This window comes from Streptomyces abyssalis, from assembly GCF_001751365.1.
In the GTDB taxonomy this organism is placed as follows: domain Bacteria; phylum Actinomycetota; class Actinomycetes; order Streptomycetales; family Streptomycetaceae; genus Streptomyces; species Streptomyces abyssalis.
Genome location: NZ_LJGT01000041.1, coordinates 1,678,818 through 1,702,956, shown reverse-complemented (window position 1 = coordinate 1,702,956; position 24,139 = coordinate 1,678,818). Strand labels below are relative to the sequence as shown.

The following is a 24,139-nucleotide window of genomic DNA, read 5'->3' as shown; positions in this document are numbered from 1 at the left end:
CGGTACAGGCTCCCGCGACCGGATCGCGCTTCCAGCGGCGAAGCCGCGCTCGCCCGGCCCGCCGGTCGCCGGTCAGCGGCCCGGCGCCGGCGAACGGGCGTACAGGTCCGCGCCGTCGAACGTGGCGACGAGCTCATAGTGGCGGGCCACATACGACCGCAGCGTCGGCGTGCGCGGCAGCGCGTACGGCTTGCCGCGGGAGTCGTCGACGATCAACGCGGGCGGCCGCAGCCGCAGTTCGCGGCGGAAGTACGGCCACGCGCCGTCCATGGCGTGCTGCTCGCCGACGCGTGCGCCGCCCCGTCCGCCGCTGAAGTTGGTGAGGAAGCCCGCGGTGAGATAGCGGGAGGCGGGGGCCCGCCCGGACAGCCAGTAGCCCTCGGGGTGCATGCCCCACAGCAGCACACGGTCCGTGGGCGCGGTGCGGGCGCGGACCTCGGCGGCGAGCCGCTGCTGGTGGACGGGTTCGGTGCGCGGGAAGAGCAGCAGCGCCCAGGTGAGGAAGCCCGCCGCGATCAGGGAGTTGGCGGCGATCACCGCCACCGCGCCCCGCGCGGTGAGGTGCCGCAGGGCGGCCGCGGCCAGCAGGGCGACGGCGGGGGTGAGTTGCAGGAAGTAGTGGCCGAAGAACTGGAGACCCACGGTGACGGCCGCACCCGAGGCCGCCAGCCACACCCACACGTCCCCGGTCCGCGTCATGGGGCGGCCGGTGCGTGCGACGTACAGCAGCGCCAGCAGCATGGGGAGGCAACCCGCCGCGAACAGACCGCAGTTGGCGAGGCCACGTATGAGCGCGTGGCCCACCGCGCCGTCCGCCGACACGTAGCTGCCGGAGCCGGTGACCATCCAGAAGACGAAGCGGGCGGGCCCGTGGAGGAGCGCGGCCGCCAGCACGGGCAGCGCCGTGGCGGCCGACAGCCTCGCCAGCGGCCACCATCCGGCCCGCGACGTCCACAGCAGCCACAGCACCGGCAGGAGGACGGCGCCGCCCGTCTGCTTGGTGAGCACCGCACCCGCGACCGCCAGGCCCGCGCCCGCCCAACGGCCGCGGTCCGCGCACCACATGGCGAGCACCGTCCACGGCAGCATGAAGACCTCGAACGTCGCCGCCTGCGTGTCCTCGGGCACCAAGGCGACGGACGCGAGGACGTAGCAGACGCCGGCCAGCAGCCCCGCTCTGTCGCCCCAGCGGCGGCGCGCGAGCGACGCGAGCAGCACGGCACCGGCCAGCACAGCCAGTACGGCGAGCGCCTTCAGCGGCCACAGGGACCACGGCGGACGGTCGCCGAAGAGCTCGAACGCGCCCCGGTAGAGCCAGGGCAGCAGCGGCGGCTTGCGGTCCACGACCGTCTCGTAGAGCGTCCCCCCGGCCGCCAGCTGCCTTGCCTGCGTGGCGAGGTAGCCCTCGTCCGGGTTCCACAGGGGCCGCGTGAAGGACGGCAGCCTGGTCACCGCCGCGAGCAGAGCCAGTACGGGCAGCAGCCGCAGCCAGTAGCGACGTCCTGCCTCGCCCGCGTCCCCGGCGACGGACACGATGTCACCGGCGTCGCGGGCGGGGAGCGCGGTCGTACGGGAGGGCGGCATGGCACCAAGCTAGTGCTTCGCCGCGTAAGTCCTGTCGGGGAGTCGCGGCGTCTGCCGTGCTCGCTGGGGGCACTCCCCCGGCGAAGCCGGCTCCCACCCGTCAGCTACAGCGAGAGAAGCGATCCGGAGTCACGGGACAGAGAATCGCAGAAATCATGACGGAATCTGTCATGAATGACGTGCACGCTCCCAGTCGTTCAGTGAGACCGACCCAAGGAGCGAGCAATGCCACCCTCGATCGTGTTCATCGTCTACGTCAACGACGCGCCCGAAGCTGCCCGCTTCTACGCGGACCTGCTCTCGATCAAGCCCAGCTTCGAGACCCCTGGATACATCGCCTTCGGCCTCGGCGACGGCGCGGACCTCGCGCTCTGGAGCGGGCATACCGACGGCCTGACTCCGACGGTGCCACGCACCAGCGAGGTCTGTCTCGCACTGCCTGGCGGACCCGACGAAATCGACCGCCGGTTCGAGCAGTGGGTGACGAAAGGAGCTCGAGTGGTCAGTGAGCCGCACGACGAGGTGTTCGGCCGGACGTTCGTCGTCGCGGACCCTGACGGCAACCTGATCCGAGTCGCCCCCGTCGACTGACGACAGGCTGCGATGACTCATTCACGACCCATCGCAGCGCACCGCTCCGGTCGTGGGCGCCGCCGACTGGTCCAACGCTGTCGGACTCGCACGCACAGGGCCGGGGCCGGGACCCTCAGAGGTCCCGGCCCCGGCCCTGTCTGCTCGTGATCCACCACCGCGCGGGCACCCCCGGCCGGGGGCGCTCAGGCCGGGGATGCCGGGCGCTGCACCGCGTGTCAGTCGCGTGCCGCTTCGGCCTCGGCTTCGGCGGCCTCGGTCCCGTACCGTCCGTCCAGCTTCGCGACGAGCCCCGTCACCTGACGGGCGATGTCCGGCGCGGTGAGCCCGATCTCGGCCATCACATCGGCGCGTGAGCCGTGGTCGAGGAAGCGCTCGGGGATGCCGAAGTCACGCAGCGGCACGTCGACGTTCGCGTCCCGCAGGGACTGCGCGACCGCCGAACCGACGCCGCCGCTGCGGCCGTTGTCCTCGACGGTGACGACGACGCGGTGCTGCTCGGCGAGCGGCGCCAGCTCCTCGTCCACGGGCTTGACCCAGCGCGGGTCGACCACCGTCGTGGAGATGCCCTGCTTGTCGAGGAGCCCGGCGATCTCCAGGCACATCGGAGCGAGCGCGCCCACGGACACCAGCAGCACATCGGGCCGCTGGACATCGGCGGGCTTGTGCAGCACGTCCATCCTGCCGACGCGGCCGACCGCCGGAACGGCGGGCCCGACCTTGCCCTTGGAGTAGCGCACCACCGTCGGGGCGTCGTCCACCTCCACGGCTTCGCGGAGCTGCTTGCGCACCTGTTCGGCGTCGCGGGGCGCGGCCAGCCGCAGCCCGGGCACGCACTGCAGGACGGACATGTCCCACATGCCGTTGTGCGAGGCGCCGTCGGAGCCGGTGACGCCCGCACGGTCCAGGACGAAGGTCACGCCGCACTTGTGCAGCGCCACGTCCATCAGGAGCTGGTCGAAGGCCCGGTTGAGGAAGGTGGCATAGACGGCGAAGACCGGGTGCAGACCGCCGGTGGCCAGGCCCGCCGCGGAGACGGCGGCGTGCTGCTCGGCGATCCCGACGTCGTAGACGCGGTCCGGGAACTCCTCGGCGAAGCGCTGCAGTCCGACCGGGCGCATCATCGCAGCGGTGATGGCGACGATGTCCTCGCGCTCACGGCCGAGCTTGACCATCTCCTCGCCGAAGACCGAAGTCCAGTCGGCGCCGGAGGACTTCACCGGCAGGCCCGTGTCGGGGTGGATGATGCCGACCTGGTGGAACTGGTCCGCCTCGTCCTCCAGGGCGGGCTGGTAGCCGCGGCCCTTCTCCGTCAGGCAGTGGACGAGCACGGGGCCGCCGAAACGCTTGGCGCGCTGCAGGGCGGACTCGACGGCGGCGAGGTCGTGGCCGTCGATGGGGCCGACGTATTTCAGGCCGAGGTCCTCGAACATGCCCTGCGGGGCGATGAAGTCCTTCAGGCCCTTCTTGGCGCCGTGCAGCGTTTCGTACAGGGGTTTGCCCACGACGGGTGTGCGGTTGAGGACCTCCTTGCCGCGGGCCAGGAAGCGCTCGTAGCCGTCGGTGGTGCGGAGTGTGGCGAGGTGGTTGGCGAGGCCGCCGATCGTCGGCGCGTAGCTGCGCTCGTTGTCGTTGACGACGATGACGAGCGGACGGTCCTTGGCCGCGGCGATGTTGTTCAGGGCCTCCCAGGCCATGCCGCCGGTCAGTGCGCCGTCGCCGATGACGGCCACCACGTGGTCGTCCTTGCCGCGCAGCTCGTTGGCCTTCGCGAGGCCGTCGGCCCAGCCGAGGACGGTGGAGGCGTGGCTGTTCTCGATGACATCGTGCTCGGACTCGGCACGCGCCGGGTAGCCGGACAGGCCGCCCTTGCTCTTGAGCCGGGTGAAGTCCTGACGTCCGGTCAGCAGCTTGTGGACGTAGGACTGGTGCCCGGTGTCGAAGAGGATCTTGTCCTTCGGGGAGTCGAACACCCGGTGCAGGGCGATGGTCAGCTCAACCACGCCCAGGTTCGGGCCGAGGTGTCCCCCGGTCTTGGACACCGAGTCGACGAGGAACGACCGCACCTCTCCGGCCAGCTGCTCCAACTGCTCCGGTGAAAGCTGGTCGAGGTCGCGCGGTTCCTCGATGCGGGTCAGCAGTTCCCACCTTCCCCGGCGCTGCGCCTTGGGGAACTCCACCGCCCCCGACCCGGGATGACGCGCTGAGCGCGGCCCCTTATCCACGGTGCCTCCTTGCTTTCGAGCGTGATCGAACCGTGTCGATCCGTCGAGTCTAATGTTCCTACCGCAGCGGGGAACTCCTGGCCGTGCGAGATCGATCACCCGTCTGGCGGTGGCGTGGGGCGCGGCCAGGCTCACTTGCGGGGCGGGAAGCAAGTCCGGCACACCGCGCGGGACGCCCCCGTTCCGGGGACGGGGACGCCCTGTCGGGCGCGGCAGCCGCGCGCGTGGCCACGCGCGCGCCGCCCACACCGCGGGCGGGCATCCAGCGGGGCGCCCCCCGTGCCCCGCATGGCGGTGCCGGGGCCGTTCACGGGCGCCCCGTCGCCCCTCGTGTGCGTCGGTCACGCGCCATCGCGGCAGACCGAGTTCCTCCCCCTGGCGTCGGCAGGGCGGAAGGGTCCGTGCCGGGCGGCCGACGTGGGCCCCGTGGCCGGCCGGTCTTGCCGCCGGTCCGCCGTCCCCGGCGGTCTCGCTCCGCTCGTCCTCCCCCTGGAGGCGCCTCCAGGGACGTGCCCGCGGGCCCGGCAGGTTCCTGCCCGCGGCGGCGACTACGGCGGAAGGGAACGCCGCCACGGGGGAAGAGGCCGGGCAGCCTGAGGCCCACCCGCGCCCGCCCGCCCTCGCCCGCACATCCCGCCGGGGTGCGAACGCGCCACCGCATGCCGCGGGCCCCCAGCGGGAGGAGTCCCGATGGGGGCCCACCGCCCCGGGCCCATGAGGGGCGGTTCAGGGCCGGAGCCCTGATCGGCGGCGGCGGTGTGACGCCGGTGCCCGCTCTTCCCGAGCCGGAGTCCGGGCCCGGGTCCTGGTCCTGGCCCGGGCCCGGCCGGTCCTGCGACCAGGGCTGCGTCCCGCGTCCCGCCACGCCATGTGCGGCGCTCGCACGCGCCGCTCCGTCGGCGCTAAGTCCGGCCGGCGGTTTTCTGCGTACGCCTGGAGACGGAGTCGATGACGACCGCGGCCAGCAGAACCGCGCCCGTGATCATGTACTGGATCTCGCTCGCCATGCCGAGCAGGTTCAGCCCCTGCTGGATGGACTGGATGACGAGGATTCCCAGCAGCGCCGACCAGATCTTGCCGCGTCCGCCGAAGAGGCTGGTGCCGCCGATGACGGCCGCGGCGATGACGTTCATCAGCGTGTTGCCGGCGCCGAGGCTCTTGGTGGCGCCGCCGGAGAGGCTCGCGATGAAGAGGCCTCCGAACGCCGCGAGCATGCCCGCGATACCGAAGACGCTGATGCGCACCCACTCCACGTTGATGCCGGCCCGGCGTGCCGCCTCGGCGTTGCCGCCGACCGCGAAGATCTGCCGCCCGTACGTCGTACGGCGCACCGCGAAGTCGGCGATGACGAGCACCGCCAGGAACAGCACCAGCGCCAGGGGCAGCCCGCGCGACTGGTTGAGCACGTACGCGCCGGCGAAGGCGACCACCGCCATCACCACGGTGCGCACCAGGATCTCGCTCATCGGACGCGAGGGAAGGCGCGCGCCGCGGCGGCGCTTGGCGTCCACGAGCAGGGCGGCCGCGTAGGCGAGCACGGCGACGAGAGCCAGGCCGTAGGCGGCGGCGATGTCCTCGAAGTAGTAACCGGTCAGGTCCTCGACGACGCTGCTGTCGGGCGTGTTGATGCTGCCCTCGGTGCCCATCAGCCAGATCTGCAGACCGCTCCAGCCGAGGAATCCGGCCAGCGTGACCACGAAGGCGGGGACGCCGACCCTGGCGAAGAAGAAGCCGTGCAGTCCGCCGATGCACAGGCCGGCGACGATGGCGATGACGACCGCCAGCCAGTCGTTGACGTTGTGGGTGACGCTGAGCACCGCCCACACGGCGGCACCGACGCCGGCGACGGAGCCGACCGAAAGGTCGATCTCGCCGAGCAGCAGCACGAAGACGATGCCGGTGGCCATGATGCCCGTACCGGCGATGTAGACGCCGATGTCGCTGACGCTGCCCGCGGAGAGGAAGCTGTCGTTCAGCGACTGGAAGATCACGGCGATGATGATCAGGCCGAGGACGACGGGCAGCGAACCGAGTTCGCCGCCGCGCACCTTGCGCTTGAACTCCGTCAGATAGCCGGCGAAGCCCTGTTCACGCACGAGCAGCCGCGGGTCGACCGCGCGGTCACCACCGCCGGCCGAGCCGTCTGCGGGCGCCGCGTCCTTCGGGTTCGCGGCCTCGGAGCCGCGTTCCTTGTCGACGGTGTCGCTCACAGCGCCGCCTCCTTGTCCGTACGGGCCTGGCGGCGGGTGACCGCGTTGTCGGAGGCGCCGGTGATAGCCGCGATGACCTCCTCGTGGGAGGTGGTCGCCACGTCGAAGACGCCGTTGTTGCGGCCGAGGCGCAGCACCGCGACACGGTCGGCCACGGCCTGCACGTCCGCCATGTTGTGGCTGATGAGGATGACGGCGAGGCCGCGTTCCCGCAGCCGCTCGACCAGGTCGAGGACCTGTGCCGTCTGTTCGACGCCGAGTGCGGCTGTCGGTTCGTCGAGGATGACGACCTTCGGGTCGCCGATGAGCGCGCGGGCGATCGCGACGACCTGCCGCTGGCCGCCGGAGAGCGACGCGACCGGTATGCGGACGCTGGGGATGCGGATGGAGAGCGTCTCCAGCAGCTCCATCGCGCGCTTCTCCATGGTGATCTCGTCGAGGATCGAGGCGTGGCGCGCCTCGTTCCCGAGGAAGAGGTTGGCGACGACGTCCAGGTTGTCGCAGAGCGCCAGGTCCTGGTAGACGGTGGCGATGCCGAGGTCCTGGGCGTCGTGGGGCCGGTTGATGGTGACCGGCCGGCCCTCCCACTCGATGCCGCCCTCGTCGATGGGGTGCACGCCCGCGATGGTCTTGACGAGGGTCGATTTGCCGGCGCCGTTGTCGCCGACGAGGGCGATCACCTCGCCGGACAGTACTTCCAGATCAACGTCGGTGAGTGCCTGGACGGCACCGAACCGCTTGGAGATCCCGCGCAGCGCCAGCACGGTTTCCTTCGCCACTGGGCCAACTCCGATCTTCTGTCAGGAGCCGCCCCCGCTCGTGGCGGGGGCGGCGGCCTGCGATTCGTACAAGGGGAGGGGCCGCGGGGAAGCCGCGGCCCCCGGTGGTCACTTCAGACCGGCCGCCTCGCAGGCCTTCTCGAACTGAGGCGTGCAGATCTGGTCGACCTTGTAGACCTTGTCCTTGATGATCGTGTCCTTGATGTTGTCCTTGGTCACGATCTTGGCGTCGTAGAGCTGGGCGGGAACGCCCTTCTTGCTCTTGCTGTCGACCTTCTTCGGAGTGAACTCGTCGATCTTCTTGCCCTGGAGCAGGGCCACGGCGATCTCGGCGGTGGTCTCGGCCTGCGGCTTGATCGCCTTGTAGATGGTCAGCGTCTGGTCACCCTTGATGATCCGCTGCAGACCGGCGAGTTCGGCGTCCTGGCCGCCCAGCGGGACGTCCTTGACGCCGGCCTTCTTCATGGCGGTGGAGACGCCGCCGGCCATGCCGTCGTTGGCCGCGTAGACGCCTTCGAAGCCGTCCTTGCCGAGCTTGGTGATCGCGGCGCCCATCTTCTTGTTGGCCTCGTCCGGCGACCAGTCCGGGATGTCCTGCTCGTAGACGACCTTCTTGACCTTCTTGTCGAGCACGCTGTGCGCGCCCTTCTTGAACAGCGGCGCGTTCGGGTCGGTGGGCGAACCGTTGATCATGACGACGTTGCTGTCCTTGGCCTTGTCGCCCAGCGCCTCGACGAGGCCCTGACCCTGCAGCTCGCCGATGCGGTAGTTGTCGTACGAGATGTAGGCGGAGATGTCGCCCTCGGCGAGGCGGTCGTACGCGACGACCTTGACGTCCTTCTTCGCGGCGCGGTCCACCCAGGACTTGGTGGCCTGTGCGTCGACGGCGTCCAGGATGATCGTCTTGACGCCCTGCGCGATGAGCGCGTCGAACTGCTTCTTCTGCAGCTCGGAGTCCTGGTTGGCGTTGTTGTACTTGACCTTGCAGTCCTTGCAGAGGGACTTGATCTTGTCGGTCATGTACGGCCGGTCGAACGTCTCGTAACGAGTGGTCTTGTTCTCCGGAAGCAGCAGGCCGATGGTCTTGTTGTCGCCACCGCTGCCGCCGTCGCCGCCGCCTGCCTTGCCGCAGGCTGCGAGCGAAACGGCCATCGATATGGCAGCCGTACCGATGACGACGCGACGCACCTTTGCGTTCATGGGGTTCCAACCTCCCTGACGAGGCCGCGTCGTTGCGGCCGAGGTGGTCGGAAGTCAACTCCCAGGTCACGCAAGCGTCAAGAAGTAAATCATTAACGAGACGGCAACGATGCCATCCGTTATCTGTATGAACCCAAAGCGCCACTTTGTGTGCCTGAACGGATCCGGAGCGGAGGCGAACCGCCCGCCGCTCCCGTCCTGCGGCCCGTCGGTCAGGCGGATGCCGCCACGGCACCCACCGGCGCCCTGCTCACACCGTCCACGGTGCCCGCGGCCGTGCTCGCGGGGGAAGAGCCGGAGGGCTCCAGGAGCGTCGCGTCGCCCATCTCGCTCAGCACGAGGGCCAGCGCGCCGAGAACCTCGGCCCGTCCGCCCAGGGTGCCGGGCACCACCGTCAACTGACGTGCGGCACTGGGGATCGCGTACCGCGCCACCGAGTCGCGCACCGGGCCGAGAACCACGTCACCGGCCTCCGCGAGGTCGCCGCCGAGCACGACCCGGCTGGGGTTGAGCAGATTGCAGAGATTGGCGACACCGCTGCCGATGTGGCGGCCGAGGTCGCCGACGACCCGCCGGCAGCCCGGGTCGCCCTCCCGCGCGAGCTGAACGACCCGCGCCATCGTCAGATCGGTGCCGTGGCTGGAGTGCAGCAGTGGCAGTACGTAGCGGGCCGCCGTGAAGGTTTCAAGGCAGCCGCGGTTGCCGCAGCGGCAGACCGGGCCCGACTCGTCGAGCGTGATGTGGCCGATCTCGCCCGCCGTGCCGCCCGGGCCACGGTAGATCTGGCCGTTGATCACGAGGCCGGCGCCGACACCGCTGGCGACCTTGATGTACGCCAGGTCGCTCGCGCCGCGCCCGTTGCCCCACACCTGCTCGCCCAGGGCACCGAGGTTCGCGTCGTTGTCGACGTGTACGGGCACTCCCAGCCGTGCGGCCAGCTCCTCCCGCGGATGGGTGCCGCTCCAGCCCGGCAGGATGGACGTGGACCCCAGCTCACCGGTGACCACGTCGATGGGCCCCGGAACGCCCAGGCCGACGCCGATCAGCTTCTCGCGGCTGATGCCGGTGGCGGCGACGAGCCGGTGCACCAGCTGTTCGGCCCGGTCGAAGCCCTCGTCGGCCGAGGCGTCGACGTCGATCGGCTCTGCCTCCTCGGCCAGCACCTGGTGTGCCAGGTTGCCGACCGCGACGCGCAGATGCGAGTGCCCGAAGTCGACGCCGACGACGGCGCCCGCGTCGCCGCTGAGTGACACGGCGCGCGCCCTGCGTCCCCCCGCCGAGGTGGGCGTGACCTGGACGGTTCCGCTCTCCTTGAGCTCCCGGACGATGTTGGAGACGGTGGCCGCGGACAGCCCCGTGGTCCGGGCGATCTCCGCCTGGGTGAGCGAGCCCGCCATGCGTACCGCCCGTACGACCCGTTCAAGGTTCGCCCGGTGCAGCGAGGACTGCGACCCCGGAGTCTCCACCACTGATCCACTCCCGCCTCGACGGCCGCCAACGCGTGGCGCGGCGCGACCATCGGACCGTCCGCCGTACCGCGTCTTCGGGAAACGGCTTGTCTCCAACACCTGAACTCCAAGCAGAGCCCGAGCGGTTATCTCCCGTCAAGACCTTGAACGAGGTGGGTGCTCACCTGCGGGACATTCTACGGAGTGTGAGCGGGCAGCCCTCTCCCGCGTACGGCCCGGTCCGCGGCGGTTCCGCGGTTGTCCCGTTCCGTCTGATTCCGCCCGTTCCGGGAGTCCTGCCCGCTCCGGGCGGATCACTTGACGGCGCCCGCGGTGAGCCCCTCCTGGACCTGACGCTGGAAGACCATGTAGACGACGAGGATCGGGACCATCGCGATGGTCAGGCCCGCGAAGAGGGCACCCCAGTCCCCCTCGTAGCCCTGGTTGACGGAGAGTTCGGCGAGGCCCTGGGTCAGCAGCGCCTGGTCCCCGTGCTCAGAGTTCAGCGCGAGCGGCAGGAAGTACTGGTTCCACTGGCCGAGGAAGTTGAAGATGCCGATGCTGATCAGACCGGGCTTGGCCATCGGCAGCATGATCTGGAAGAACGTCCGCATGTGCGAGGCGCCGTCGATGGTGGCCGCTTCGGCGATGCTGCCGGGCAGCGTGCGGAAGAACGCCGTCATGAAGAACGTCGTGAACGGCAGCGAATAGGCGATGTAGGCCAGGATCAGCCCCTGCCTGGTGTCCAGCAGGCCGAAGTTGTCCATCACGAAGAACAGCGGCACGACGGCCAGGATGATGGGGAACATCATGCCGCCGGCGAAGAGCAGATAGATGAAGCGGTTGCCCGGGAAGGTGAACCGGGCGATCACGTACGCGGCCATCGAGCCCAGAAGCATCGTGCCGGGCAGCGAACCCGCGAGGATGATCAGCGAGTTGAGCGCGAAGGTGCCGATGTTCGCGTCGGACCAGGCGTTGGCGAAGTTCTCGAAGCTGAACGCGGTGGGCAGTCCGAAGGGCTTGCCCTGGATGTCCCCCGAGTCCCGCAGGGAGTTGACCATCACCCACACCAGCGGGCCGGCGGCCATGACGACCCACAGCACGAGGAAGGAGTTGGCGAAGACGTTGAGCGTGCCGCCTTCCGTACCCGGTCCCTTCGGCTCCTTCGCCGCCGCCGCCACGCCCGCGGCCGGCTGGGAAGGTGCCTCGGCCGCGGCCTTCTCGGCAGGCTCGGCGGGCTGGGTTGCGCTCATTGCTGATGTCTCCCCGCTCATTCTCAGTACTCGATCCGGTCGCGGCGGTTCAGCAGCATCATGATCGCCGCGAACACCATGGTCACGAGCAGCAGTACGACGCCGATCGCGGTGGCGTAACCGGCCTGCCCGGAGTCGAATGCCTTCTTGTACAGGTAGACCGGAGTGACAAGCGTCGACTCCCCCGGACCCCCTCGGTTGATGGTCATGATGTGCACGATCGCGAAGGAGTCCAGCGCCTGGATGCCCATGTAGATCCAGCCGGTCTGCACCGTGTCCCAGATCAGCGGCAGCGTGACGCGGAAGAACGTGGCGGGACGGCTCGCGCCGTCCAGCAGCGCCGCCTCGTAGATGTCCTTGGGGATCGCGCCCATGGCGGCCGAGAAGAGCACCACGTAGAAGCCGATGAACATCCAGCACAGCACGAACAGCACGCACGACAGCGCGAACTTGGGGTCCGCGAGCCAGGAGCGCGTGAGGAAGTCCAGCCCGGCCAGGCGCAGCACCTCGTTGATGGGCCCGGTGATCGGGTCGTACATCGCGCCCCAGACGACACCGATGATCGCCACGGAGAGCACCTGCGGGAAGAAGTACACGTTCTTGTACAGCTTCGCGCCGCGTACGCCCGAGATGGCCTCGTTCTTCTTGTGCCGCCCGCCCGCCTGGAGCATGAAGGCGAAGAAGAGCCCGAGGCCCAGTGTCACCAGCGGTGCGACCACGAGCAGCAGCAGGCTGTGCCGCAACGAGGCCCAGAACGACGAGTCCTCCAGCAGCCGGACGTAGTTGTCGGCTCCGACGAAGGCGAAGTCGCTGCTGAAGCCCGTCCAGTCGGTCAGCGAGTAGTAGAACGCCTGGAAGAAGGGCGAGACGACGAAGATCGCGTAGATGACGATCGGGAGGAGCAGGAACCAGCAGACGAACCGGTACTTGTCCAGCGTCCGGTAGCGCCGGTCGTTGCGCACTTTCTCCGGTGTGAAGCGGGGCGGCAGGAGGAACGCGAGAACGAGAGGTCCCGCTCCGCTGCGCGCCGGTCCCCCGGCGCCTCTGTCCGATCCTGAATCAGTGGTGGTCTTGTCCACTGTCCGGACGTCGTTCGCCATTCCGCCCCGCTCCATACTCACCAGTCGACCGATGGATCACGTACCGCGCTGCTGTGGACCCTCCCCGTCAGCGCTTGTACTTCTTGACCGAGTCGTCCTTTGCCACCTCGTCGGCCGCCTTCTGGCAGCGCTTCATGGCCTCGGCCGGCTCGATGTCGCCGGACATCATCGAGGCGAGCGCGCCACCGACCTTGTCCTTGTCCAGCTCCAGGTACCAGTCGCGGATGCGCGGACCCACCCGGTTCTCGTCCCCGGCCGCCTTGAGGATCTCCTGCGCGGAGGCGAGACCGGACTGCAGGTCCAGCCCGTCGGAGGCGCCGTCGACGCAGGTGAGAGCGGAGACCTGCTTGCTGAAGTTCTGCGTGGACTGCTTGCTCATCATGGTGCGCAGCCACTCCATGCCGCCTTCGACGTTCTTGGCCTGTGCGGGCACCATGAACGGCTCGCTCGCCTCAGCCCAGATGGTCTCGAAGGGCATGGCGTCGGACTTGTCGAGGCTGGAGGGCGGAGCCACGGTCATCTCGAAGTCCTTGGGCGTGGTGCCCTTGGCCTCGTTCTCGACCCAGGAGCCGTTCGGGAGGAACAGCGCCTTGCCCTTGGTCCACTGCGTCTGGGACTGGATGTGGTCGATTCCCGGGGTGCCCTTGAGGATGTAGCCCTTGGCGTAGAGCTCGTGGTAGGCCTCGAAGGCCTTCTTCACGGCGTCGTGCTTCCAGGCGTTGGGCTCGAGGTTGTCGATCGCCTCGAGGACCTCCTTGCCGCCGATCTTGGCGATGAAGGGGTAGAGGCTGAAGGCGAAGTAGTACGGGTGCTTGCCCGCGTACGTCCAGCCCGCTATGCCCTCCTTCTTCGCCTTGGCGCAGGCGGCGAGCATCTCGTCCCAGGTCTTCGGGTACTCCAGGTCGAGCTTCTCCAGGTTCGTCTTGGAGTACCAGACGCCGTAGACGGTGTAGGAGTAGTTGAGCTGGTAGACCTTGTCGCTGCCGAAGCGGCCCTTCTCCACCACGCCGGGCAGCAGGGTCTCGCTGACCTTCTTCGACGGGTCGTAGAGGGAGGGCGCGTCCAGCAGCGGCTGGAGGTCCGCGACCTGGTCCTTCTCGATGAGGCTGGCGACGTCCATGTTCTCGGCGCCGGAGTTGTTGATCACGTCCGGCGGATTGCCCTTGACCATCCGCGGCTGCATCTTCGTGCGGATCTTCTGGGTCTTGGAGTGGCTGACGTTGCCGAAGTTCTTCTCGTAGACCTTGTGGTTGTCCAGGGCGTACTGGTCGCCGTAGCCACCGTTGAAGATCACGACTTCGAGCTTGGCGTCCTTGTTGACCGCCAGCGGATTGTCCTTGGTCTTCTTGCCCTTCTCGACCTTGTCGTCGTTCTCGCCGCCGCCGCTGGCGCAGGCGCTCAGCATGCCCATGCCGGGTGCGGCGACCAGGCCGACCGCTGCGGATCGCTTGATCAGGTCACGGCGGTTGACGTGGTTGGATCCCATGCTCAAGTCCTCGCCTTCTCCAGGACTCAGGCGGTGTTCCGGTCTCCCGACGACTCGCCCACCGGCGAAGGGCCCGACACCGCGGGTCAGTTGAAGCTGAGTTGTACGTTTCGCTACCGCCAGGAGCGCCGCGCGCACGGGCCCTCGTGAGGTGCCGACAGGTATAGTCCACTTGGCGTCAACAGGGCAAGATCAAAGCAACCCGTTTGGTGAGTCTTTCCCGAGTTGAGACCTGGCGGATTCTTGGCCGGCGGTACGGGCGCGCGGCCGGGGGCGAACACGCAGAGGCGGGTGCCGGGAGGTCGATCCCGGCACCCGCCTCGCTTGCCGTGGTGCACACCCGTCGCCCGGGCCGGTGCCGTGCTACTTGCGCAGCAGGGAGCGCAGCACGTACTGCATGATCCCGCCGTTGCGGTAGTAGTCGGCCTCACCAGGGGTGTCGATGCGGACCGTGGCGTCGAAGGAGACGCCGGTCTCCGTGGAGACCCTGACAGTCTCGGGCGTACCGCCGTCGTTGAGCGCGGTGATCCCGGAGAAGGAGAAGGTCTCCTCGCCGCTCAGCCCCAGCGACTCGGCGCTCTGCCCCTCGGGGAACTGCAGCGGCAGCACACCCATGCCGATCAGGTTCGAGCGGTGGATGCGCTCGTACGACTCGGCGATGACGGCCTTGACGCCCAGCAGCGCCGTGCCCTTGGCGGCCCAGTCGCGGGACGAGCCGGAGCCGTACTCCTTGCCCGCAAGGATCACCAGCGGGATGCCCTGCGCCTGGTAGTTCTGCGACGCGTCGTAGATGAAGGACACAGGGGCGTCGGGCTGGGTGAAGTCGCGGGTGAAGCCGCCTTCGGTGCCCTGGGCGATCTGGTTGCGCAGCCGGATGTTGGCGAAGGTCCCGCGGATCATCACCTCGTGGTTGCCGCGCCGCGAGCCGTAGCTGTTGAACTCCCGGCGTTCGACACCGTGCTCCGTGAGGTACTGGCCCGCGGGGGTGTCGGCCTTGATCGCACCGGCCGGCGAGATGTGGTCGGTGGTGACGGAGTCGCCCAGCTTGGCCAGCACCCGTGCGCCCGAGATGTCCTCCACCGGGGAGGGCTCGGTGCCCATGCCGTCGAAGTACGGAGGCTTGCGCACGTACGTGGACTGCGGGTCCCACTCGAAGGTGTTGCCGGTCGGCACCGGCAGCGCCTGCCACTGTGCGTCGCCGGCGAAGACGTCGGTGTAGCCCTTGGTGTACATCTCCTGCCCGATGGCGCCCGCGACGACCTCCTCGACCTCCTGCTCGGAGGGCCACAGGTCGGCGAGGTGCACCGGGTTGCCGTCCTGGTCGGTGCCCAGCGGCTCGGTGGTGATGTCGGTCTTCATCGAGCCGGCGATGGCGTAGGCGACGACCAGCGGCGGGGACGCGAGGTAGTTCATCTTCACGTCCGGGTTGATCCGGCCCTCGAAGTTCCGGTTGCCGGAGAGCACGGACACGACGGCGAGGTCGTTGTCGTTCACGGCCTGCGAGATCTCCTCCGGCAGCGGGCCGGAGTTGCCGATGCAGGTCGTGCAGCCGTAGCCGACGAGGTTGAAGCCGAGCTTGTCCAGGTACGGGGTGAGTCCGGCCCGGTCGTAGTAGTCCATGACGACCTGGGAGCCGGGGGCGAGGGTGGTCTTGACCCACGGCTTGCGCGTGAGGCCCTTCTCGACCGCCTTCTTGGCCACCAGGGCGGCGCCCACCATCACGTACGGGTTGGAGGTGTTGGTGCAGGAGGTGATCGCGGCGACCGCGACGGCACCGTGGTCGATCTCGTACGAGTTCCCGTCGGGCCCCGTGACCTGCACACGCTTGGAGGGCCCGCTGTCCGGCTGCGAGCCGATGGCGGCGTGCTGGGGGCTGCCGGCGCCGTTCTCGGCGTGGCCGTAGGCCGGGGCGTCGCTCGCCGGGAAGGACTCCGAGCTCGCCTCATCGACCGGAGAGGCAGAGGCCTGCGGGGCCGCGGCCGGCTGGGCGTCCGAGACGTAGTCGGGCAGGTCCGCGAGGAACTGCCGCTTGGCGTCGGCGAGCGCGATGCGGTCCTGCGGACGCTTCGGGCCGGCGATGGAGGGCACCACCGTGGCCAGGTCCAGCTCCAGGTACTCGCTGTACTCGGGCTCGTGACCGGCGTCGTGCCACATGCCCTGTGCCTTGGCGTACGCCTCGACGAGCTGGAGCTGCTCCTGCGAACGGCCGGTCAGCTTCAGGTAGTTGATGGTCTCCCCGTCGATCGGGAAGATCGCCGCGGTGGAGCCGAACTCGGGCGACATGTTGCCGATGGTCGCGCGGTTGGCGAGCGGCACCGCGCCCACGCCCTCGCCGTAGAACTCCACGAACTTCCCGACGACGCCGTGCTTGCGCAGCATCTCGGTGATCGTGAGGACCAGGTCGGTGGCGGTGGTGCCGGTCGGCAGCGAGCCGGTCAGCTTGAAGCCGACGACGCGCGGGATCAGCATCGAAACCGGCTGCCCGAGCATCGCGGCCTCCGCCTCGATGCCGCCGACGCCCCAGCCGAGCACGCCCAGACCGTTGACCATGGTGGTGTGCGAGTCGGTGCCCACGAGGGTGTCCGGGTAGGCCTGGCCGCCGCGCACCATGACCGTACGGGCCAGGTGCTCGATGTTGACCTGGTGGACGATTCCGGTGCCGGGCGGTACGACCTTGAACTCGTCGAAGGCGGTCTGGCCCCAGCGCAGGAACTGGTAGCGCTCACGGTTGCGGCCGTACTCCAGCTCGACGTTCTGCGCGAACGCGTTCGCCGTGCCGAACTTGTCGGCGATCACGGAGTGGTCGATGACCAGCTCGGCGGGGGCGAGGGGGTTGATGCGGTCCGGGTCGCCGCCCAGCTCCTTGACGGCCTCGCGCATGGTCGCCAGGTCCACCACGCACGGCACGCCCGTGAAGTCCTGCATGATCACGCGGGCGGGCGTGAACTGGATCTCCTGGCTGGGCTGGGCGTTCGGGTCCCAGCTGCCCACGGCCCGGATGTGGTCGGCGGTGATGTTAGCGCCGTCCTCGGTACGGAGGAGGTTCTCCAGCAGGACCTTCAGGCTGTACGGGAGGCGGGCGGAGCCCTCCACCTTGTCCAGCTTGAAGATCTCGTACGACTCGTCGCCCACCTGCAGCGTGCTGCGGGCGTCGAAGCTGTTCGCCGACACGACAGTCTCCTTCAGTGCGTCTTTGGCATCCGTCCCCTGGCCCTGCGGCCGGAGAACCCCCAGCGGGCGAGGCTTGGCTTCGGCCTTGCCGGCAAGCCTTACTCAGCTGCGGTCGTGTGTGCGCGTTTCTGTGCACACGCTCAGCAAGTTATCTCGATGTCGAGATAACCCTAATACACGACCGCCGCTCGGTCATGGGGGGTGCGCGCCGCCGTCTTCGACGACGACGCCCCGCACCGGAGGCGTACCGCTCGCCCGGGCTCTCACGCCGGCGGCCGGCCGATCCGCTTCTCGAACCAGTGGTGGGCGTACGGCTCGTCGTTGAAGGCGGGCACTTCCCGGAACCCGCACGCCTCGTACAGACCCTTCGCGGCGTTCAGCGTCTTGTTCGTGTCCAGGCGCAGCACGTCCCGGCCGTGCCGTACGGCCCGTTCCTCGAGCTCGGACAGGAAGCGGCGGCCGAGTCCGAGCCGTCGGGCGTCCGGTGCGACCCACATGCGCTTGATCTCGGCCGGGGCGCCCGGCGGCAGCTTGAGCCCGGCGCAGCCCACCGGCTCGCCGTGCAGCCGGGCGACCAGGAACAGCCCGTACGGGGGCCGCAGTTCGCCGGCGTCGGGCAGCAGGCTCCGCGCGGGGTCGAAGCCGGCCTCGAAGCGCTCCTGAAGCTCGGTGAAGTAGGACCGCAGGCAGTGCCGGGCGTCGGCATGGTCGGGGTCGACGGCGGCGAGGGTGACCGTCGCGGCGGTCAGCAGCCGGTCGACCTCGCCCATGGCGTCGACCAGGCGGGCCCGCTGAGCGGCGTTGAGCGGGCGCAGCAGGGAGCCGGCCAGCTCGTCGCTGCGGTCGTCGAGCATGGTGCGTTCCGCGCGCCCCGCCTCGGTGAGCCGGACGGTGCGCACCCGCCTGTCCCCGGGCTCCGGCTCCACCGCCACCAGGCCTGCGTCGGTCAGTGAGCGCAGCAGCCGGCTGATGTATCCGGAGTCGAGCCCCAGGCGCTCGCGCAGCTGCCGCACCTCCTGACCCGCCTCTCCGATCTCCCAGAGCAGCCTGGCCTCGCCGATGGGCCGGTCACGGCCCAGGAAGTGATCGTGGAGCGCGCCCACGCGCTCGGTGACGGTGCGGTTGAACCGCCGCACCTGGTCGATCTGTCCGGCATCCATTCTCTGACCATAGTCAGAGAATCCTCCCGCTGACCAGAGCCCGGCACCCCGCGGCCGAGCAAGGGCGTGTGGCACGCCCGTCCGGCGCCGCCGCGCACATCCCGCGCGGTCGCGCACCCCGCCGCGGTCACGCGCTGCGACGCGCCCGTACCCCGGTGCGGATTTTCCCCGCCCTGCCCGGCGGAGACGCGCATGCACACCGCACGGACACACCCTCGGTGCGAAGTCATCTCACATGTGAGATATTCTCAGGGCTATGACTGATGACTACCTGGCCCGCATCGGGCAACTGATCCGCGACGCCCGTCAGCACCGGGGCTGGACACAAGTGAAACTCGCAGAGGCTCTCGGTACGAGCCAGAGCGCGGTGAATCGCATCGAGCGCGGCAACCAGAACATCAGTCTTGAGATGATCGCCCGCATCTCCGAGGCCCTCGACAGCGAGATCGTCTCCCTCGGCTACTCGGGTCCGATGCACCTGCGCGTCGTCGGCGGGCGCCGCCTGTCCGGGAGCATCGACGTCAAGACGAGCAAGAACGCTTGCGTCGCCCTGCTGTGCGCCTCGCTGCTCAACTCCGGGCGTACGGTGCTGCGTCGGGTGGCCCGCATCGAGGAGGTCTTCCGCATCCTGGAGGTGCTCTCCTCCATCGGCGTACGCGCCCGCTGGATCAACGACGGCGCGGATCTGGAGATCGTGCCCCCGGCGGAGCTGGACCTGGAGTCCATCGACGCGGACGCCGCCCGCCGCACCCGCAGCATCATCATGTTCCTCGGCCCGCTGCTGCACAGGATGGACCAGTTCCGCATCCCGTACGCGGGCGGCTGCGACCTCGGCACGCGCACCGTGCAGCCGCACATGATCGCCCTGCGCCGCTTCGGCCTGGAGATCACGGCGACCGAGGGCCTCTACCACGCCGTCGTCGAGAGTTCCGTCACGCCCGGCGGCCCCATCGTGCTGACCGAGCGCGGGGACACCGTCACCGAGAACGCGCTGCTGGCCGCGGCGCGGCACGACGGCGTGACCGTGATCCGCAACGCCTCCTCCAACTACATGGTCCAGGACCTGTGCTTCTTCCTGGAGCAGCTCGGCGTCAGGGTCGAGGGAATCGGCACCACCACGCTGACCGTGCACGGCATTCCCGAGATCGACGTCGACGTCGACTACTCCCCCTCCGAGGACCCGGTGGAGGCGATGAGCCTGCTGGCGGCAGCGGTCGTCACCGGTTCCGAACTGACCGTGTGCAGAGTGCCGGTGGAGTTCCTGGAGATCGAGCTCGCGGTGCTGGAGGAGATGGGCCTCGACACCGACCGCAGCCCGGAGTACGCGGCGGACAACGGCCGTACGCGCCTGGTCGACCTGACGGTGCGTCCCTCCAAGCTGGAGGCGCCGGCGGACAAGATCCACCCGATGCCGTTCCCGGGCATCAACATCGACAACGTCCCCTTCTTCGCCGCGATCGCCGCCGTCGCGGAGGGGCAGACCCTCATCCACGACTGGGTCTACGACAACCGCGCCATCTACCTCACCGACCTCAACCGCCTCGGGGGGCGTCTCCAACTCCTCGACCCGCACCGGGTATTGGTGGAGGGCCCGACCCGCTGGCGCGCCGCGGAGATGATGTGCCCGCCGGCGCTGCGACCGGCGGTCGTGGTGCTGCTGGGGATGCTGGCGGCGGAGGGCACGTCCGTGCTGCGCAACGTCTATGTGATCAACCGCGGTTACGAGGATCTCGCCGAGCGGCTCAACGAAGTGGGCGCACAGATCGAGACGTTCCGCGACATCTGAGTGAGTGCCCGGTTTCCCGGATCCGTGCCCGCGACGCCCGGCGGGAGCCGGCGGCCCCGGATCGGGTCCGCCGGCTCCGCCGGGCTCATGACTTCTCGATCAATCGCAGGTGTCGTTCAGACGCAGATCCCGTCCGGGGAGTCCTTGGGACACACGTTCCCTCTCCAGGTGTTGGCCGTGCCGGCCGTCCCGCCGCCGCTGGTTTCATCGATGGCGTCCCATGTGGCGTTGTCCCTGGCGACGTTGCCGGTGAACAGCAGCGGGGTGGCCGGGTCCACGGTCGCGTCCACCTGAATTCCGTTGGCGGTGCTCGCCTGGACGACGTTGGAGGAGAAGGTGCCTGAGTCCAGTCCCTCGATGAGGACGCCGTTGGTTCGGGACCGGACGATGTTGTTCGAGACTCTCAGGTCGGTGCTGGGATCGGGACCGAACAGCGCTGCTACCCGGATGCCTGTGCCTTGGCCGCCTGTGATGATGTTGCTCAGGACTTGAGCGTTGTCGGTGTCCGAGTCGATGAGCATGGCGCTGCCGGAAGGCAGCGCGGCGTTCTTCGTGATCTGGTTGCTGAGGACCCTCGGGCCGTCGGCGTTGATCAGTACGAGAAATGTGGCGCTGTCCGTGCTTGTGTTGCCGGCGATGGTCAGATCTTCCGCGGGGTCTCCGCCGCCCAGGACTCCCTGCGTGTTGACGTCCGCATTGACGTGACCGCCGAAGCGGTTCTGGATGACCGAAAGGTCGTTGGTTCCCTGGCCGCCGCCGAGGAACACGCCCGATCCGCCACCCTCAGGCAGGCTGTTGTTGTTGTTCACGATCCGGTTGTGCCGGATCACTGAAGGGGTCGAAGCGGTGCCCGGGGAACGGAAGTTGATGCCGATGGCGTTCCCCGTGACGATGTTGTTGGTGATGGTGAAGCCGCTGCCGCCGGAGAGCGTGTTGATGCCGTCGGCTGCGGAGTTCTGGATGGTGAACCCGTCGACGGTGACGTCGCTGACCCCGGATGCGACCGTGAAACCGGCGGACGCACCGGGCTGAACGACGGACTCCTGTGTGGGATTCGTGCGGCCGCTGCGTGCGTCCACGCCTGCCCTTGCCCCGCGGAAGACCAATGACTTGGTCACGTTCACCGACTCGTTGTACGTGCCGGGGCAGACGCGGATGGTGTCACCGGCTGCCGCTGCGGTGACCGCGGCTTGAATGGTCGCGTGCTGCGGGTTCGAGCATGTTGCGCTCGGTGTTCCCACGACGATCACGGCTTGGGTGGCCGAGGCCGGTGAGGCGAGGCCGGTGGCCCAGAGGAGGGCGACCATGCCGGTGGTGAGCAGGTACTTGACGACGGATCTGGTCGAGGACATCTCTGCTCCCTTGTAGAGGGGTTGAGCCTGATCGGGCTGCGATGTTCCTGGGTTTCCGGCACTGACCCGCACCCGGGCGGGTGGGGAGGGGAGGGGTCAGCCGTTGCAGCCGGGGACGGTGCCGACGGGTGCGCAGTTGTCAGGGGTGTTGTTGATGACGGCGCTCCCGGTGAGGCTCACTGCGGGGGCGGCCTGGTAGACGCCGCCGCCGTTCGCGGTGGCGGTGTTGGCGGTGACCCGGTGGAGACCAACCTCGCATCGCCGGCGTTGGCCGAGTGCCAGGGCGGCGGCGTTCAGCCCGCCTCGCTTGCACGTGGTCGTCATGCGGAGGATCCCGTCTTCCGGAGGGAATGAGTCGCCGGGGTGATCACTTCGACGACGCTACGACCGCGGAAGCGGAGGCGCCCCTCCAGCAGGTCCGTATGCCCGGGCTGATCCGCGGGCCTTGCGCGGTGTGCGACCGGTGGACGTACTCATCTCTTGGCCTGAGGTTTGCGCCGCGCAACCGAGCGATTCCCCGGTGAGCACCGGGCGCTACGCGCAGGCGCGAGCCAAGCCCCTTGGCGGGCGCACCCGGTGCGACGGCCGAGGAAGTGGACGACGTGCCCCCGGAGCCCCCGGTCCGCCACGAGCCGTGTCCTCGGTCGGCGGTGCGGCCTCACTTCGCCGGGTGTCCGCCGGTGTCCCGTACGGGCAGCACCAGCCGCGCCCCCGTGCGCGGATGAGGGACGCTCTCGACGGGATGCTGGTAGACGCGGGTGAGCACCGCCGGGTCCAGGACTTCGGCGGGCGCGCCCGCCGAGATCAGGCGGCCCGCGTCCAGCAGCGCGATCCGGTGCGCGTAGGCGGCGGCGAGCGCCAGGTCGTGCAGGACGACGGCGACCGCCTCGCCCTCGGCGGCGCGCTCGCGGCACAGCCGCAGGACGAGCTCCTGGTGGCGCAGGTCGAGGGCCGCCGTCGGCTCGTCCAGCAGGAGCACGGGCGCGCGTTGGGCCAGCACGCGGGCGAGGGCGACGCGGGCGCGTTCCCCGCCGGACAGCGAGGAGAAGGGACGCGCCGCCAGGTCCGTGACCTCGGCGCCGGTCATCGCCGCGGCGACGGCCGCCTCGTCGTCGTCCTCGTGCGGGGTGCCCGCCCAGGGGGCGCGGCCCATCCGGACGACCTCTTCGACGGTGAACGGGAAGGCCAGCGTGGCGGCTTGGGGCAGCACGGCGCGGCGGGTGGCGAGCTCGCGGGCCGTCCAGGCGCCGGCGGGGCGGCCCGCGATGTGCACGCTGCCCCCGCTCACGGGGGTGTCGGCGGCGAGCGCCGCCAGCAGCGTGGACTTGCCGGCGCCGTTCGGGCCGACGAGCGCGAGGACTTCGCCGGGAGCGAGAGCGAGGTCCACGCCGTCGAGAACCGTACGTCGCCCGAGTCGCACGGTCGCACCGTGCGCCTCGGCCCCCGGGGTGCCCGGTGGCAGGGCCGGGCCGGCGGGTGCGCCGCGCTGTCCGCGCCGGGAGAAGCGGGAGGACAGCGGGGACAGCGAGGCGAGGAGACGTGCCATGGGTGCGTGCCTTTCCGTGCGGGCGCGGGCGGAGGCGGGGGTCACCCCCAGCCGCCCTGACGGCGGCGGGCCCTGCGCAGCAGCCAGAAGAAGAACGGGCTGCCGAGCAGCGCGGTGAGGACTCCGAGGGGCAGTTCGGCGGGCTGCGCGACCGTACGGGCGGCGAGGTCCGCGGCGACGAGGACGAGGGCGCCGCCCAGCGCGCTGCCCGGCACGAGGAACCGGTGGCCGGGGCCCGCGGCCATGCGCAGCAGATGCGGCACGAGCAGCCCCACGAAGGTGATGACGCCCGCCACCGCTACGGCTGCTGCGGTGAACAGCGCGACGACCAGCACCAGGGCGACGCGCAGCCGTTCGACGTCGACGCCGAGATGCCGCGCCGAGCGTTCACCGAGGGAGAGCAGGTCGAGCTTGCGGGCGTAGAACGGCGCGGCGAACAGCCCGAGCAGGGCACAGGGAAGGACGGCAAGGACCTTGGGCCAGGTGGCCTGGGCGAGCGAACCGAGCTGCCAGAAGGTGATCTGGGAGATCTGCGCGTTGTCGGCGAAGAAGATGAACAGGCCGATGAGGGCGCCCGCGAAGGCGTTGACGGCGATGCCGGTGAGTATGAGTGTCACGACCTCCGTACGCCCGCCGGAGCGCGAAAGCACGTACACGAGCAGGACGGTGACGAGCCCGGCGACGAACGCGCAGGCGGTGACCGTCCAGTTGCCGAGGAAGCTCAGTCCGAAGGCGATGGAGGCGACGGCGCCCACGGCCGCCCCGGAAGAGATGCCGATGACGCCGGGCTCGGCCAGCGGGTTGCCGAACACGCCCTGCATCAAGGCTCCCGCGCAGCCGAGCGACGCACCGGCGAGGAGCGCGAGCGCGACGCGCGGCAGCCGCACGTTCCACAGCACGCTCTCGGCGACCCGGTCCAGCGGGGCGCCGCCCACGCCCAACCGGTGCGCGAGCGAGCCGAGTACGTCGCCGACCGGTATCCCGTAGGCGCCGATCCCCGCGGAGAGCAGACCCAGCGCGACGAGCGCGGCGAGGAGTCCGGTGGTGAGCGGTGCGGCGACGCTGCGGCGGGTACGGAGCGAGGGGTTCGGTGCCGGTCCGGCCTGGCGGCGGCCGGGGTCGCCCGTGCTCTTGCGGCCCCGACCGGCCCTCAACGCAAGGGTCTTGCGGTGAGGGCCGGCCTCCACCGTCCCCGGCACCGCCGGCCGGACCGCCCCGTCCGCACGGTTCGCGTCCTCCACCGGAGGC

17 protein-coding genes are annotated in these 24,139 nt (G+C 69.7%); 2 read left to right on the top strand and 15 right to left on the bottom strand.

Annotated elements, in window-relative coordinates:
• Positions 1-72: 72 nt before the first annotated feature.
• Complete coding sequence (locus tag AN215_RS28020; protein ID WP_079123474.1) at positions 73-1,584, bottom strand: glycosyltransferase family 39 protein; 1,512 nt, start codon at positions 1,582-1,584, stop codon at positions 73-75.
• 225 nt (positions 1,585-1,809) lie between these two features.
• On the opposite strand from AN215_RS28020, the gene AN215_RS28015 reads away from it, so the two are divergent.
• Entirely contained in the window at positions 1,810-2,175 is a 366-nt protein-coding gene (locus AN215_RS28015; protein WP_070010437.1) for a VOC family protein, read from the top strand.
• A 218-nt stretch (positions 2,176-2,393) separates the two neighbouring features.
• On the opposite strand, the gene dxs is transcribed toward AN215_RS28015, so the two are convergent.
• From dxs to AN215_RS27965, 10 genes are all read right to left on the bottom strand, one after another.
• On the bottom strand, positions 2,394-4,316 hold the full coding sequence (gene dxs, locus AN215_RS28010; RefSeq protein ID WP_070011258.1) for a 1-deoxy-D-xylulose-5-phosphate synthase: 1,923 nt from the start codon (positions 4,314-4,316) through the stop codon (positions 2,394-2,396).
• Between the two features lie 986 nt (positions 4,317-5,302).
• Positions 5,303-6,610: a sugar ABC transporter permease gene (locus tag AN215_RS28005; protein WP_070010438.1), complete on the bottom strand. Its 1,308-nt coding sequence runs from the start codon at positions 6,608-6,610 to the stop codon at positions 5,303-5,305.
• A complete protein-coding gene (locus AN215_RS28000; protein ID WP_420856166.1) occupies positions 6,607-7,374 on the bottom strand; it encodes an ATP-binding cassette domain-containing protein in 768 nt (255 codons plus the stop codon). The genes AN215_RS28005 and AN215_RS28000 overlap by 4 nt, the downstream gene beginning before the upstream one ends.
• A 123-nt stretch (positions 7,375-7,497) precedes the next feature.
• Positions 7,498-8,589 (bottom strand): substrate-binding domain-containing protein, encoded by a 1,092-nt coding sequence (locus AN215_RS27995; RefSeq protein WP_070010440.1) that lies wholly within the window; start codon positions 8,587-8,589, stop codon positions 7,498-7,500.
• 212 nt (positions 8,590-8,801) lie between these two features.
• Positions 8,802-10,055 (bottom strand): ROK family transcriptional regulator, encoded by a 1,254-nt coding sequence (locus tag AN215_RS27990; protein WP_070011259.1) that lies wholly within the window; start codon positions 10,053-10,055, stop codon positions 8,802-8,804.
• A gap of 296 nt (positions 10,056-10,351) precedes the next feature.
• Positions 10,352-11,290: a carbohydrate ABC transporter permease gene (locus tag AN215_RS27985; protein WP_070010441.1), complete on the bottom strand. Its 939-nt coding sequence runs from the start codon at positions 11,288-11,290 to the stop codon at positions 10,352-10,354.
• A 23-nt stretch (positions 11,291-11,313) separates the two neighbouring features.
• Positions 11,314-12,390, bottom strand: coding sequence for a carbohydrate ABC transporter permease (locus AN215_RS27980; RefSeq protein WP_079123472.1), 1,077 nt, complete (start codon positions 12,388-12,390; stop codon positions 11,314-11,316).
• 67 nt (positions 12,391-12,457) lie between these two features.
• Positions 12,458-13,876: an N-acetylglucosamine/diacetylchitobiose ABC transporter substrate-binding protein gene (ngcE, locus tag AN215_RS27975; RefSeq protein WP_070010442.1), complete on the bottom strand. Its 1,419-nt coding sequence runs from the start codon at positions 13,874-13,876 to the stop codon at positions 12,458-12,460.
• A gap of 363 nt (positions 13,877-14,239) precedes the next feature.
• The gene (locus AN215_RS27970; protein ID WP_070010443.1) at positions 14,240-17,047 is read right to left on the bottom strand and encodes an aconitate hydratase; all 2,808 of its coding nucleotides are present in this window, start codon (positions 17,045-17,047) and stop codon (positions 14,240-14,242) included.
• A 263-nt stretch (positions 17,048-17,310) separates the two neighbouring features.
• Positions 17,311-18,207, bottom strand: coding sequence for a bifunctional helix-turn-helix transcriptional regulator/GNAT family N-acetyltransferase (locus AN215_RS27965; RefSeq protein WP_070010444.1), 897 nt, complete (start codon positions 18,205-18,207; stop codon positions 17,311-17,313).
• 256 nt (positions 18,208-18,463) lie between these two features.
• Here AN215_RS27965 and AN215_RS27960 point away from each other — a divergent pair, with 256 nt between their 5' ends.
• Positions 18,464-19,993, top strand: coding sequence for a helix-turn-helix domain-containing protein (locus tag AN215_RS27960; protein WP_070010445.1), 1,530 nt, complete (start codon positions 18,464-18,466; stop codon positions 19,991-19,993).
• A 116-nt stretch (positions 19,994-20,109) separates the two neighbouring features.
• Here AN215_RS27960 and AN215_RS27955 read toward each other — a convergent pair whose 3' ends face one another.
• The 4 genes from AN215_RS27955 to AN215_RS27940 form a co-directional block, all read right to left on the bottom strand.
• Positions 20,110-21,345, bottom strand: coding sequence for a right-handed parallel beta-helix repeat-containing protein (locus AN215_RS27955; RefSeq protein WP_070010446.1), 1,236 nt, complete (start codon positions 21,343-21,345; stop codon positions 20,110-20,112).
• Positions 21,346-21,441: 96 nt separating this feature from the next.
• Positions 21,442-21,669: a hypothetical protein gene (locus tag AN215_RS27950; protein ID WP_070010447.1), complete on the bottom strand. Its 228-nt coding sequence runs from the start codon at positions 21,667-21,669 to the stop codon at positions 21,442-21,444.
• A gap of 334 nt (positions 21,670-22,003) precedes the next feature.
• On the bottom strand, positions 22,004-22,891 hold the full coding sequence (locus tag AN215_RS27945; RefSeq protein WP_079123471.1) for a heme ABC transporter ATP-binding protein: 888 nt from the start codon (positions 22,889-22,891) through the stop codon (positions 22,004-22,006).
• Positions 22,892-22,932: 41 nt separating this feature from the next.
• On the bottom strand, positions 22,933-24,045 hold the full coding sequence (locus AN215_RS27940) for a FecCD family ABC transporter permease (RefSeq protein WP_070011262.1): 1,113 nt from the start codon (positions 24,043-24,045) through the stop codon (positions 22,933-22,935).
• Between the last annotated feature and the right edge of the window lie 94 nt (positions 24,046-24,139).

Coding starts and splice junctions, on each gene's coding strand:
- AN215_RS28020 (WP_079123474.1), bottom strand. CDS start 1,584: ATGCCGCCCTCCCGTACGACCGCGCTCCCCGCCCGCGACGCCGGTGAC.
- AN215_RS28015 (WP_070010437.1), top strand. CDS start 1,810: ATGCCACCCTCGATCGTGTTCATCGTCTACGTCAACGACGCGCCCGAA.
- AN215_RS27995 (WP_070010440.1), bottom strand. CDS start 8,589: ATGAACGCAAAGGTGCGTCGCGTCGTCATCGGTACGGCTGCCATATCG.
- AN215_RS27985 (WP_070010441.1), bottom strand. CDS start 11,290: ATGAGCGCAACCCAGCCCGCCGAGCCTGCCGAGAAGGCCGCGGCCGAG.
- AN215_RS27980 (WP_079123472.1), bottom strand. CDS start 12,390: ATGGCGAACGACGTCCGGACAGTGGACAAGACCACCACTGATTCAGGA.
- ngcE (WP_070010442.1), bottom strand. CDS start 13,876: ATGGGATCCAACCACGTCAACCGCCGTGACCTGATCAAGCGATCCGCA.
- AN215_RS27965 (WP_070010444.1), bottom strand. CDS start 18,207: ATGGATGCCGGACAGATCGACCAGGTGCGGCGGTTCAACCGCACCGTC.
- AN215_RS27960 (WP_070010445.1), top strand. CDS start 18,464: ATGACTGATGACTACCTGGCCCGCATCGGGCAACTGATCCGCGACGCC.
- AN215_RS27955 (WP_070010446.1), bottom strand. CDS start 21,345: ATGTCCTCGACCAGATCCGTCGTCAAGTACCTGCTCACCACCGGCATG.
- AN215_RS27950 (WP_070010447.1), bottom strand. CDS start 21,669: ATGACGACCACGTGCAAGCGAGGCGGGCTGAACGCCGCCGCCCTGGCA.
- AN215_RS27945 (WP_079123471.1), bottom strand. CDS start 22,891: ATGGCACGTCTCCTCGCCTCGCTGTCCCCGCTGTCCTCCCGCTTCTCC.